This window comes from Bifidobacterium vansinderenii (genome assembly GCF_002234915.1).
Classification (GTDB): domain Bacteria; phylum Actinomycetota; class Actinomycetes; order Actinomycetales; family Bifidobacteriaceae; genus Galliscardovia; species Galliscardovia vansinderenii.
On record NZ_NEWD01000016.1, the window covers coordinates 63,627 to 76,322 of the forward strand.

Annotated in this window: 7 protein-coding genes; 3 read left to right on the forward strand and 4 right to left on the reverse strand. The window is 60.6% G+C overall.

What is annotated here, in order from left to right; translation table 11 throughout:
* Positions 1-93 precede the first annotated feature (93 nt).
* A complete protein-coding gene (locus Tam10B_RS06500) occupies positions 94-993 on the reverse strand; it encodes a class C sortase (protein ID WP_158214152.1) in 900 nt (299 codons plus the stop codon).
* A 567-nt stretch (positions 994-1,560) separates the two neighbouring features.
* On the opposite strand from Tam10B_RS06500, the gene Tam10B_RS06505 reads away from it, so the two are divergent.
* Positions 1,561-3,084, forward strand: a complete 1,524-nt coding sequence (locus Tam10B_RS06505; RefSeq protein WP_093960447.1) for a hypothetical protein — start codon at positions 1,561-1,563, stop codon at positions 3,082-3,084.
* Positions 3,085-3,374: 290 nt separating this feature from the next.
* Here Tam10B_RS06505 and Tam10B_RS06510 read toward each other — a convergent pair whose 3' ends face one another.
* Positions 3,375-5,153, reverse strand: a complete 1,779-nt coding sequence (locus Tam10B_RS06510) for a SpaA isopeptide-forming pilin-related protein (RefSeq protein ID WP_143248578.1) — start codon at positions 5,151-5,153, stop codon at positions 3,375-3,377.
* 2,215 nt (positions 5,154-7,368) lie between these two features.
* On the opposite strand from Tam10B_RS06510, the gene Tam10B_RS06515 reads away from it, so the two are divergent.
* Entirely contained in the window at positions 7,369-9,132 is a 1,764-nt protein-coding gene (locus Tam10B_RS06515; RefSeq protein WP_143248579.1) for a hypothetical protein, read from the forward strand.
* A 291-nt stretch (positions 9,133-9,423) separates the two neighbouring features.
* On the forward strand, positions 9,424-10,635 hold the full coding sequence (locus Tam10B_RS06520) for a hypothetical protein (RefSeq protein ID WP_093960450.1): 1,212 nt from the start codon (positions 9,424-9,426) through the stop codon (positions 10,633-10,635).
* Positions 10,636-10,899: 264 nt separating this feature from the next.
* Here the strand turns inward: Tam10B_RS06520 and Tam10B_RS06525 are convergent, their stop codons facing one another.
* A complete protein-coding gene (locus Tam10B_RS06525; RefSeq protein WP_143248580.1) occupies positions 10,900-12,027 on the reverse strand; it encodes a hypothetical protein in 1,128 nt (375 codons plus the stop codon).
* 114 nt (positions 12,028-12,141) lie between these two features.
* Positions 12,142-12,378 carry a hypothetical protein gene (locus Tam10B_RS06530; RefSeq protein ID WP_093960452.1) on the reverse strand — a complete coding sequence of 79 codons (237 nt, stop codon included), beginning with the start codon at positions 12,376-12,378 and terminating at the stop codon, positions 12,142-12,144.
* Positions 12,379-12,696: the final 318 nt, after the last annotated feature.

Below are 12,696 nucleotides of genomic sequence, written 5' to 3' on the forward strand. Positions count from 1 at the left end.
ACGGGGCCGCTCGTGCGTGGTAGGTTCACGCGCGAGCGGCCCCGCTTTTACTTCGACGTGCTTGCTTCACTGGTGAGCGTCAGCGCCGGGCGTTCACCGCGCAGCGGCCGCTTGCGCTTCGAGTTCCCTAAGCTGCCGCTTGTTTCGCTTGTGCTTCCTGATGAGCCACGCGAGGATGGACGCGGTGAGGCTGAGGAGCGGCACGGCCATGGCCGCGATTATCGGGATGAGCTTCTCCCACGTGCCGGCCTTGTCGGGCTGCTTCGCGGGGTCCGGATGCTTCCCGTAGTACCTGATGCCGCTCACGAGGAGACGGTGCGTGTTTATCCCGTATGGTGTGCAGGTCACGAGCGTCACGCGGTCCTCACCCTTCTTGATTTTCAGGTGAGAGAAATCATCCGGTGTCACGGTCCAGATGTTCGTCACCTGGTAGGAGAGCGTCTCCCCCATGACCTTGATCTGGAAGAAGTCCCCGACGCGCATCTCGTCCAGCCGCGTGAACATCAGCTTGTCCGGCATTCCACGGTGAGCCGCGAGGATAGCGTGCGTGGATGGGCCACCGACCGGCAGCGAGGAGCCGAACGTGTGCCCCGCCCCCTGGTTCAAGGCCTCCGTGCTCGTGCCGTGCAGTATGGGGATGTTCACGCTTATCTTCGGAATCACGACACTGCCCATCGCGTTACCCGGGTCAACCGCAAGCCGCTGCTCGTACTCCGTCGCGAGCGGGTCATCCGTACCGACCGCGGCAGACGCATCCATCGCGTCCTTCACCGTGGAACCCAGCTCACGCTGCCCCGACTCGAACAGCCGCTTATTGTAATCACGCGCGGCGGCCAGCTCATCCTCGGCCTTCGGGTACGGCCAATCAGCGACCGTCTTCTCCAGCTGGTTCGAGACCGCCACCTGCTGGTTCCCCGTGATGGTCTGCATGATCGCGGGGTACGACGCAAGACCCAACGCGACGAGAAGCATCACACCACCGACGACGTACATCACCTTCCCACGCACCGGGGTACGGCCCCACCACGCACGAACCCTACCGGCCCGCTTCACACGATGCGCACCACGAGACATGACAAGAACCCTCCTCCACTCACCAACCCCGGCCACGGGGCGCAACACAATCGGAACGGAAAACCATGGGACCGGCACCAGAACGCGCGGCACGGACCCTCACTAACACGCGCATATCCCCACGAACCAACGCACGCACGGCACGAAGACGAAGCATCAACACTCGAGCCGGAACATCAGCCCACGGTCGGACGAGAACAAGAAACGAAGAACCGGGAACGACCAGACCCGGCGCGCAAAACCAAGCACGGCAACAGGATGAAGAAGAGGACGAGGATAAGCGCGGGTGGTCCGGGATTTCACTAAACAAGCAGACACGTCAGCGAGCGCCGGGCGTAAGACAATAATCCCGGCCCACCCGCGCTGCTTTCACACCGCATTTTTTCATTAACCGGCTGGTCAAAACCGGACCCTGAAAACGAGTCGGTGGAATAATCATTCGTGTCAGGCCGACGCGTATCCGGACAAGCGAGAAGGGACAGTATCGTGACCGACCCAGTTATTGTTGCGACGGATCATAAGTCATTATCGGAGCTGGAGATAAGCATCCAGCTTGGTATCGGGTCAATAGCGACTGCCGCGCGCATGCAGGTGGTTAGAGGAGAGAACCTGCTCGCGGTTCAGTGCGAGACATACTTCGCTACCCTCCTGAATTACCTACATCCCGATTGGCACCTGGTGAATGCGAACACGTTGGAGGGTAGACCCAACGTACCGGGGTTTGACTTTATCTCCACAATGAACCTGAGCAAGAACAGGAATGCCCCGTCGCTGGATAAGAACAAGGGAAAGGAAACGCTCCTCGTCAGTGACGTCTCTCAGAACAATACCCATGCGAAGGTGCTGGTCCAGATAACCGCGCAGGAGTCAGGAGAGAACTCAAAGCTGAACGGCAAGGTGGAGCATTCCGCGAAGCTCACGTACTGGCAAAAGCTTGATTCAAACCATAAGCCCGTGAAGAATCAGACCGACTATTCAGATTACGAGCTGATTGTGCTATTCCTGACCGACCGCAAGCTCAAGAAGACCCAGCAGACCTACACGCTTAAGGCCAGCTCATACGACAAGGAAAAGGACAAGTACAAGCCGCGTGGACGAAAGAACCACGAGGTCACGGTCTGGACGTTGTGCAACATCAACGACCAGATCATGAACTACGAACCAAAAGGCTTCCCCGCGGGCGCTCCCAACTACCTGAGCAAGAAGCAAGAAGCCTTCGAACAAATCGAGAAAGACATTCGAGCGACAACAACGAGCATAGAGTTCAAACTGATTGAACGCGACCTAGTAGACGAGTCCAGTAGCTCACCCCAAGTACCATCCCCGCAAGGTACACCTCGGAAAGAGCCATTCACGGATCAGGTCCTCGTAAACAAATGCGTTGCTTATCTGAAAACCCAACCGCTCCCCGCTCAGTTCTGCACCATGAGTTTCGTCATGAAGGCCCTAAAGGACTTCGACACGGAGCTGGACAACACAACAACGGGATGGAGAAAAGTCATAGCGAATCTTGTTGAAGCTCATCCTCTCACTCCTCACAATTTGAACTCCGGCCTATTTAGGTCTCGTGACGATTACACCAACATAGCCGATCATGGAATCCACACAATAGATTTCCCCCTATCCCACCTTAATGCGAAGAAGGAACGCGAACAGATAAGCACGAATGAGATGGACCTTCCGGAAAGACTTATCATTCCAACCGGAGAAATACCCGGAGAAAACATAGATTGGGAAGAGCACGGAAACAAAAAATACTCACTACGCTTCTTCGTCCCGAATGCCAAGTTCAATGACCCGATACCCCTACCCCGCTTCATCGACGTTTACGCGCTCATCGTGAAAGCGGCAGAACCAGTTGACCCCAGCCTCACCGCAGACGAACGCGAAGAACAAGGACGCAAGAAACTCGCGGCTTACATCAGGACACTCTCATGGGACCCGCTACCAGACCCGAACTCGCAGCCTGCCCCAGCACCGGCGACAAAGCAAAACAAGACGAAGAACTAGCGCGGGTGGTCCGGGATTATCAAGTGCGGGGCGCTCGCTAACCGCGTGGTGCCGCGTGGTCGTGTTGCTGGTGATGACGCGGCTCGCGCACCGTGTGCGTGGTGGTGAGGCCACGAAACAATAACAGGGGCCGGTGGTTATCAGGATTGTTCCTAATAACCACCGGCCCTGTTTCTTAATGGTCCCCTCGCTCCTTGGTCGGGGGATTAGCGGAGTGCGTTGCCCGGCCACTCCCCCGGCGCGTGCTCACCGGAGTGAACCAGCGTCGGGTTCGTGGTGTGGTGTGAGGCTCAGCGAGCGGTCTGCTTGCGGGCCATGCGGATGATGACCACCGCACCGGCCGCGACCATGGCCGCGACGAGCGTGGTGAGGACGATGCCCGCGGCACCGGTCTGGCTCAGCTCAGGGATGTTGCGGACGTTCGTGACGGTCACGACCTTGTTCGCGGGGTCGCTCACGAGGTCGCCCGCGGTGCCCTTCGTGACGGTCACCGCACCCTTGTCATCCACGTGGATGGTGAACACCGGCTTGATGTCGAGGAACCCGTCAGCGACCTTCGTCTCGTTGACCTTGTAGTCGCCGTGCGCGAGGCCCTTGAAGGAGAGTGTGCCGTCAGCGGCGGTGGTGAACACCGCGGCGTCGTTCTCGTTCGTCACGGTATCCCAGTCACCGGCGACCTTGCCATCCTGGCCGCCCGCGCTGAGCTTGATGTACTCGTCATCAGCGAACTGGCCGTCACCGTTCACGTCACGCTGGACGGTGAACTTCGCACCGGCGACGTCAGCACCCTTCTTATCGACCTTGTGCAGGCCGAACTCGAAGGAACCGACCTTCACCGTGCTGGTCCCGTCCTTCGGGGCCATGTCCTCCTTGAACGTCGCGCCACCGTACACGGTGTTCTGCGACTCGTTCGTGGAGCCGGCCGCGTCCTTCGCGTTCTTCGTCGCGGAGTAGGTGATGACGATCTGCTTGCCGGAGTTCGCCTGGTCAAGCAGGTAGGAACCATCGAAGTACCAGGAGTTCGCGTCGTCGGTGTCCTGCCAGGACCAGGCCTTCGACTGCGCATCCTGAACAAGCTTCGTGGACTTGCCCATGGTGAAGTGGGCCTTAGCGTCAGCCGTGACGTCCTTACCGTCAACGGTCACGTGGAGGTCATCCACGGCCGGGTTCGAGAAGTCCACATCCGTATCGGAGAGACGGTAGGTAGCGACGTCAAGGAAGTTCGGGACGTGGCTGGTGATGGTGAACTTCACCTTGTCACCGTTGGAAGCGTCCTTCTTATCCGCGGTCTTCAGGACCGGGACCTCCTGCGGCTTGATGAGCGCGGAGCCGAGCGTCAGACCCTTGTAGGTGGTGTTGAGCTGCTTGCCATCCGGGTTGCCGATGGTGGTGCCCACGACGACCGGCAGACCATCAACGAAACCATCATCACCGTAGACCGGGTTCGCGTCGTTGTGCTGGATGATGAGGTAGTAACCCTCGGGAACCGTCAGGTCCATGGTCTTATCAGTCGCGTTCGCGGCAGCCTGATCCGCAGCCGGGGCCAGAAGGTCGGCACCATTGTCCTTGCCACCAACGGCCTTGTCCTCGGCAACGATCTGCTTCGCGAGCGAGTTAGCGAACGCGCGGAACTGGTCAGCGGTCACCGGGGTGGCACCGTTCGGGTTCTCGGTCGAGGCAGCGGCCAGGACCCAAGCAAGCGTATCAACGGAATCCGGCTTACCGGTCAGGTCAATCCCCGCATCCTTAACGGCCTGCTCAACCGCAGCCTTAACCGCGGCGTCAGCGGTCACGTCGAGGGACTGGACCTTCGAACCATCAGCGGTGAAGGTCGGGTTCGAGTAGGAACCGATCTTGTAGGCCGCGAACCGACGACCACCAAGCGTAGGAAGATTCTCCGCGGCCTGGTCCGTGTTGTTCGTGGACTTCAGCGTGATGGTCGCGTTACCAGCGGCCGGGGCCGGGTCAGCGGCAAACGCGGTGCCCGCGAACCCGAACGAGGAAAGGGCAGCCATCGCAGCGGCAGCCGCGACAACCTTCTTACCCAGAACGAACTTCTCCATAATCATTTCCCCCCTTGAGGAACAATCGAGGAACAACCACGGACCGCAGCGGCACCACCATTAACCGGTACCCGCGGGGCCATCCCTCCCAACACGAAGCGCATATCGCACACACCACGGCACGCGACCCCGGCCCCGCATCACCCCTGTTCCAACCGGCGAACCCATGAGCAAGAACCAAAACGAGAACCCGCGCGGAAAAAACAAGAACCAACCACACGCATGACACAGTGAAGGACGGAACATGAAACCCATAACCGCACGAGACGCAACGACGCAAGAACCACCACCGCTCGGTTAATGGAAAAACAACAAGGACACGAACACCACCACCCCGCACCCGCAACGAGAACACGCAGCAACACGACCCAACAAAGAAGCAAAGGCAGGAACACGCACCACACGACCACGAACGAGGAAGCGCCGGGCGTTAATGGAAAATCCCGGCCCACCCGCGCTACTCCTTGTTCCATTCCCACAAGTCACGGGTAACGAGGAGCAGGAACGAGTACGCACACGGGAACGAGGAAGCCCGACGACCCCAAAACTAGTCAATGAAGAAGAGCACAGCAAGGGCCACGCAACATGCACCGGCACGACACGTTAAAGGGCAGAGAAGAAGCACCACACCAGAACCACACGGACCAAGGATCCGCACAAGCACTACGAGCAATAGAAGGTGGAACAAACAACACGACGCAGGAACCATCCCCCACCAGTCAGGGAGAACGAAGAAAAACGTAACGCGGGTAGGGTGCGGGATTATCCTCCACCGCAGAGCACGCAACACAAACCACCACACACCACGGAGCGGCACGCTCACGCATAATCACCGTTAGGTCAGCGAGCAGCACACGGCTCGCGAGGCACGAGTCACTGGTGCAGACAACAACGCACGAGCAACAGAACACAAGCAACAACAAGTAGAGCAACACAAGCACGACGCACGAACCCGACCCGAGCACCAACGGTTATGAGGATGAAGAAGAAAGAAAGCAGCGCGGGTGGTCCGGGATTTCCGTTAAGCAAGCAGCAACGAGCGAGGAGAACAAGGCACATGCTCATGCACGACGCAACGCAACCTCGTCGGGTTAGGAACGCTCGAAAAAAAAAAGAAAAAGGAACCACGCACCGCCGCGCGCACGCGCCACGCTGATTCATGACCCTCTTTGCAAGTTAAAGTCCCGGACCACCCGCGCTACGTTATCTTCACGTCATTGTGAGAAATGCGCATCGGGTTCCGGTGGAGGGGCCATGGGGACGCGGAGCGTGTTACCTCCCCATGACCAGGCTGACTCGCACCGGTGCCTGGTAAGTGACCGGTGTGCCGTTTTTGTGCTGGGCTTTTGAGCGCTGTCGCGTGCGGGTTCAAATAGCTAATGTCCCCGAGTGTTATGGTTCGCGGCATTACGGATAGTAATCCCGGACCACCCGCGCTACTTCTGTTGCGTGGTTACCGCTTCTTGCTGCGTTGTTATGACAACGGCACCACGAACCACTGGTCGTGTTTGTACTGCGCGCGCCGCGCGCGCCGCGCGGCCACACTGCGCACCACTACCATGATGTGGTGTTGCGCGGGTGGTCCGGGATTATTGTTGGCCACGCGTTGCGCGGGGCTTTGGGGTTCGTGTGTCGCTTACCGTGCCGGGCTTCACTGCTTGTAGTGACGCGTGGTGCTTCTTGCTGCGCGGTTCTGCTTCGTGCCGCTTCCCCTACTTGCGTCGCTCGGGGATTACGCGGGTCGGTTATCTGCTGCTTACCGTGCCGGGCTTCATCGTTCTTGTGATGACGCGTGGCCGTGCTGTTGCGCGTTTTGCCTCGTTCGGTTTCCCTTGTTGCGTTTGGGGATTATGCGGGTCGGTGCTTCGCGTGCTTGCTTGTCGCGTCGGGCTGGGGTCCGGGGCCGTGGCACCGGTTCTATGGGGTCGGGCTGGGTTCTTTTCCTGCGATTACCCGGCTCGTATTTTTCGTTGCCCAAGGGGGTTTGTTTTTGGAAAACCCGCATCCAGCCGGGTTTTCTGCGTTTTTTATCGCGGTGCCCCTGCCCGTGCCCCGCTTTTTGGCTGGTGCCGGATATGGCCCTAGTGATTTTAGGACCCCTTGTCGTGGACCCCTCCGTACATCGTTTCTTCGGGGTTTGCGCGGGTCCTCCGTTTCGGAGGGAGCATTGGTTATGAGCAGGTACGCGAATCGTGTGCGTCCGGGTAGTGCGGATTTGCGCATGCTGGATTGCATTTACCGGTGGAAGGGAGCGACGACGGTCGAGGCCGTGCGTTTCGGTGGCTGGTCGATGAACAACCGGTCGCGCGTCGCTAAGCGCTTGAGGTTCTTCGAGAAGGAGGGGCTGCTGCGCTCCTCGAAGGAGGGAACGACACGCACCGTGTGGCTGCCGAGGCCAAGACTGCGCGAGGTGGTGATGAGTCAGGTGCCACCGGCGTCGAGCGTGAAGCCGCGTCAGCATGAGCTTGGTCTCGCTTCGCTTGCGTCGCAGATGTACGCCGGCGTGGATGTGCTTGGTCTCGGTGACGAGTGGCCCACCGTGCTTGATGAGATGCAGTACGGTGAGTCCGGCCTCATAGCGGAGCGCGAGTACAACACGTCGCTGCGTAAATGGATGAAGCAGTACACGAACGAGGATGGTGTCGTGGACGACATCGCGGTGGCCGCGAAGTTCGATCGCATCCGACGCGGCATCGCGCAGACGGGACGCGCACCCGCTTATAACGCGTGGCTGATGCAATCCGCCGGCGAGGGCTACGAGGCCCGTGACGGTTCGTACCGCACCGGCCAGGACGGCATGTACCAGTGGGTCCTGCTGAACCACGACCTCGCGTTGAACATCGAAGCATTGAAGCAGGGGAACCGGAACCTTGACGAGATAGTGGACGAGGCAGCGAACCACGTGTACGACTCGAGCTGGTTGCGGCTCACCGATCATCCCGTGGACATGATTCTCGCGCGTCCCGATAAGCGGAGCATCGGGGTCGAGCTGGAGCTAACCCCGAAGACCATCGAGGAGTACGCGTGCACGCTCACCTCGATGATGCTCACGGGCACGGCCGAGCAGTACGCGGAGTTCGTGTGGATAGCGCCACGCAGGTTCACACGCAACATGCTGGAGCGTGCCATCGAACTCACCGGCGCAACGAACCAGCGTGTCATCAGCGCGTGGAGCGAGCTTGAGGTCGGCCTCGCGTCGGGCTGCGACATCTACACGGAGTACGCGGACCCGGACGAGGAGCATAAGCCGGAGGCGAAGCCGCGCGCTGGTTCCGTCCGCTCGTTCCGGCTCCCGAGGAACCGCACGCGCGAAGCGCGGCTCGCTCAGGAGCGGCAGGCCATCGAAGCAAGGAACAACACCACGCCCGCGTTGAACGAGTACGGGCACCTCGACGCGCGCGCACCATTCGGAGCGAACCGCGGCAACGCGGCCCAACGCAACACGACAAGCGAAGCACCGGTGACACGCAGCGCAGTGAATGAAATGAGTGAGGCACCGGTAACGCGCAACGCTGCCACGATGAGCGACGCACGGACCGACGTCCTTAAATCCCGGACCACCCGCGCTGATTCTTCGTTCGTCGTTTCCACTGACCAGTTCCCTGTCACGGCTGCGGCTTCTGCTCCTGCGGGTTCACCGGTCGCGGCTCCAGCGTCACCGTTCGTCACACGAAGCGCGGCTCCGACTGCGACCCCCGTGTTTAACCGTCCCGTTCGTCGTAGTGGTGGCAACCCGTTCAGTGCGGTGATAGGTCAGCCTGCCGGCCCCGTTGACGCGCTGGACGAGGGACCGGCCGACGCGATGGATGATTCCGCTGGTGCCGTCGCACCGTCACCCTACGTGAAGCCGGTGGCGGATGGAGCCGCCAGCGCTGACGGGAACAAGAAGACGGATGACGAGGAGACGCGCGAGATGATGCGTGCCATCCGTCAACCCGAGGAGATGCCGAACCTCGACAACGGTGACTTCGGGTTCATGGACTGACCCGCTCACACCAACCAGTTAAGCGCGGGCACGGACCGGACACCATAGACAAGGGGAAAGAAGAACAACACGCGGGCGCGGGTGGTCCGGGATTTACGTAAGGTTCCTCGCGCGGAGCGACCATCCGCTTGCTAGTTGCTCGTTGTTCTTGCCGTGTTGTGGTGCTGGTTCGTGCGCTGCGCTGGTTTTCGGTTAGATGAATGGTGAAGGAAAAATGATGTGGTTCGGTCGCGCGCCCGTCGTGGTGCGCGCGGCCATCGTGCTTGGGGGTGCGTGATGAGGAGGAGCGTCGTGGGGAACCTGACCCGCTCGGGTTTCCGTTTTGATGATTGGGTGCTGGTCAGGCCGGATGCTTACGCGAAGAGACGCGGTTGGGTTCCGTCCCCGGTTTCGTCCGTGCCGCTGCATGAGGTGGGTCGCGCGTGTTCGCGTGCCGGGCTGATGATGCTCGAGCTACGGTTCGACGCTTCAGCGATCTACGACGCTCGACGCGCGGCACGCAAGGCAGGTGTGACGTCGAAGCGCGAACTGGTCCGTGCTGGGGCCGAGGCACTGACGGATTGCCGTTGGGTGCTCGGCCTGTACCGGTGCGATGACTACGGCAGGCGCGACCGTCGCGACCGCTCGCTCCTCGTTGACGTTGACGCGATGCAGCGTAACGAGCATGACGCGCACGACACCGGTGCCGCGCTCCCCTATGGCCGCGCGGTGGCCGATTGGGATGAGGCCCACGGACGCTCCACGAGCGATGAACTGCTCGTCGGTGTGCGCGCTGGCAGCTACGAGTTGTACCGTGACGCATGGATGGCCGCGCATCCCTACGCTGAAGTGCCGGTGCTACCCGTGACGCTTGACACGAAAGCGATGGATGAGGTGCGTAGCATCGGTATCCCCCGCGCGTACTACATGCTCGGACTCGCACCGGTGGAGACGAGCACGAGCTACGTGCCGCTACTATCCCTCAGAGAACTGCTCGACCTGTGCGTGGTGTTCGATTACGACCCGTGGACCGCACGCTCGAACCGAGACCTGCACGAGGTCCCCATCGACGATCTGCCGCGCATGATTGACGGGTACCACCGGCTCGTGGCCGCCCGCGTCAACGCAGCCGAAACACGGGAACGCGAGGAGCGGATGGCCCGCTACTCCCGCTCCACGGACCCCGTGCTCAGCACGAACCACACCACGCTCCTCCACGACGCACGCAACACCACTGCCGCTACGAACACCGTCACACCAGCGACCGGTACCGCGACAGGCATAGTCACGACACGAGCAGGTGCGGCCGTGAACCACGCTACAAGCACCACAAGCGCTGACGACGCGACAAACAAGAAGCCGCGACGCTTGATACGAGCACCACGCAACCTCCCGAAGCGAGGGGCACGTCGCAACCGCGTCACGCGGGCCGACCTCGAAGTACGGCCATGGCACCAGGCATCGGGCCGCGAATCACTCGGGCAAGCCGCCCGGCGTATCACCACGCGACCAACCACAAGGTGAACGCGCATCGCGGAACAAACCGCACGCGCAATCGCGGAACAAGAGGATTGCGCGTGCGGAACCACAACGGTGAGCCGATATCAAGCACGACTCACGCATGTGACGCTGTGCCGCGCAAGAAGGAGAAGAAAAAGTAGGAAAGAAAAACAGCAGCGCGGGTGGTCCGGGATTATTGGTTAGTTGAAATCCCGGACCACCCGCGCTGCTTTTCATTCCGCTGTTTTCGTTCTTTTGCCTGTGCCGCTCGCTACAGCGGCGGACCCGTCACACGGTCTTCGGGTGCTCCGGCTCGAACGCGCTTGACCAATACACCTGGCCTCGCTTGGCCCATGGCATGACCTTCTGCTGACGCGCACCTATCCAGTACGGGGACGTGATGCTGTTGTACGCACCATCCGGCTTATGGCAGGCCTGTGTGTTATCCCCGTGGAGCCGTCCATCCTTGGCCACGACGCTCGAAAGCGCGACGCTGATGCTGCGCGTCGGTACCTGCCTGCCCACGTCAAGGTAGATGTTCCAGCAGTCGAAGCCCCGGCGGTTCCTGTCCGTCCGGAACGTTGCCACCCACCTCCAGCCGTGCGAGTTGAACACTCGTTCCCAGGCCTGATGGTTCGGGCAGCGATGCACGGGGATGCACACGAGGAAGTAACGGCCATGCGGGACCGCGTTCAGCGCGACGTTCTTCGCTTTCAGCATGCGCTTCACGGATGTTCGGTTCAGCGGCTTCTGGACGGGGCCGAGGTATGGCTGCGTGTCGCTGACGGTCTCGGGTATCGGTGCGGTGCATCGCTCGTGCGGTTCGTCGGCCCCCGGCTGGAACATCCACTGGATCCTGTCCACCCCGTCGTCGCAGTAGAAGGTCTTCTTCCTCAGCGTGAGCAGGCCGTGGCTCCGGTACGTGCTGTCCATGAGGATGTCGCTTTCCAGTCTCGCGTTCGCAACGTTGAACATGCGGTGTATCTGCTTCTGGAGAATCTCATTGAACTCGTTCCGGCCCGGGTTCAGGCTGCTATCCGCGTAAGCGTCACCGCGCGTGACGTAGTAGCGGACGTACTCGCTGTAGCTGCGCACGATTTCCCGTGCGGTGAGCATGGGCTTCCCGTCCGCGTCCACGTAGCGCTTCCGGTACTCCTTCGTGATGCCCCGGTACATGACGTCCGCGAAGTGGAGGAAATCCGCGCGGCACAACGCTCGGTGGACCTCGACGTTCATGATGAACCGGTCGTTCTCCACCCAAGCACCGAGCAGCATCGCGGTGACCTCGCGCGTCACACGCTCCACGTCATCATCCAGCCCTGCCGCTATGGACTCCGAGAACCACGGCACGTAATCCTCGTCCGGATGCCATGGGCTTATCGAACCACCGCCGCGCGTCATCCTGCACAGCTTCATCGTCCATTCCCTATCGTAGAACATCACCGACTCCCCTCTACAAAACAATCTCCTCGGCCCCGCGATGCGTTGAACGTTCACGGCCGCGCGGGGCACCGGCCATGACGGTCAGCCTCACAGGTCGAGGAACGAATCCCCGACGCCCGGCAGCACCTCGCTCGCATCCATGACGGATGCAGCGTCAGGCAGAAGCTCCGCGCTCGTCCGCACGCGAGGCACGATAAGGGAACCGAAATCCAGCATCCCCTCCTCCATGCGAGCCGCGCGACGGACCCGGAACCAATCAGCGAACGAACGACGCGACGAACGACGAGCGTTCAGCGTAGGGACGTAAGCAGCCATCTGAGCCATGATTCAATCCTTCCCGAAACGGAACCACGCGAACCGGAGAGCCGGGGACCATCCCCAGCCGGAATCCAAACCCGCTCCGCGCGTTCACCATGTATCTAACCGGCAAAACCCCGCACAACGACGAAAACAAGGGAAAACCGGAAAAATAATCGAAAATTTTTCCGAGAATCCCCACGGCCCGAGGAACGAACCATAAACAAGCAAGCGGCCAGAAGCAAAAGGAGAAGAACACCACCAACACGGGCACGGATGGACGGGGACCAACGAAACATAAAATCCCGGACCATCCGCGCAACATTTTCTCCTCCTGCCCCATCA

What these genes read in the sequence shown, in the direction of transcription:
- Tam10B_RS06510 (WP_143248578.1), bottom strand. Translation starts at nt 5,153, where the DNA reads ATGATTATGGAGAAGTTCGTTCTGGGTAAGAAGGTTGTCGCGGCTGCC.
- Tam10B_RS06500 (WP_158214152.1), bottom strand. Translation starts at nt 993, where the DNA reads ATGTACGTCGTCGGTGGTGTGATGCTTCTCGTCGCGTTGGGTCTTGCG.
- Tam10B_RS06525 (WP_143248580.1), bottom strand. Translation starts at nt 12,027, where the DNA reads ATGAAGCTGTGCAGGATGACGCGCGGCGGTGGTTCGATAAGCCCATGG.
- Tam10B_RS06530 (WP_093960452.1), bottom strand. Translation starts at nt 12,378, where the DNA reads ATGGCTCAGATGGCTGCTTACGTCCCTACGCTGAACGCTCGTCGTTCG.
- Tam10B_RS06515 (WP_143248579.1), top strand. Translation starts at nt 7,369, where the DNA reads ATGCTGGATTGCATTTACCGGTGGAAGGGAGCGACGACGGTCGAGGCC.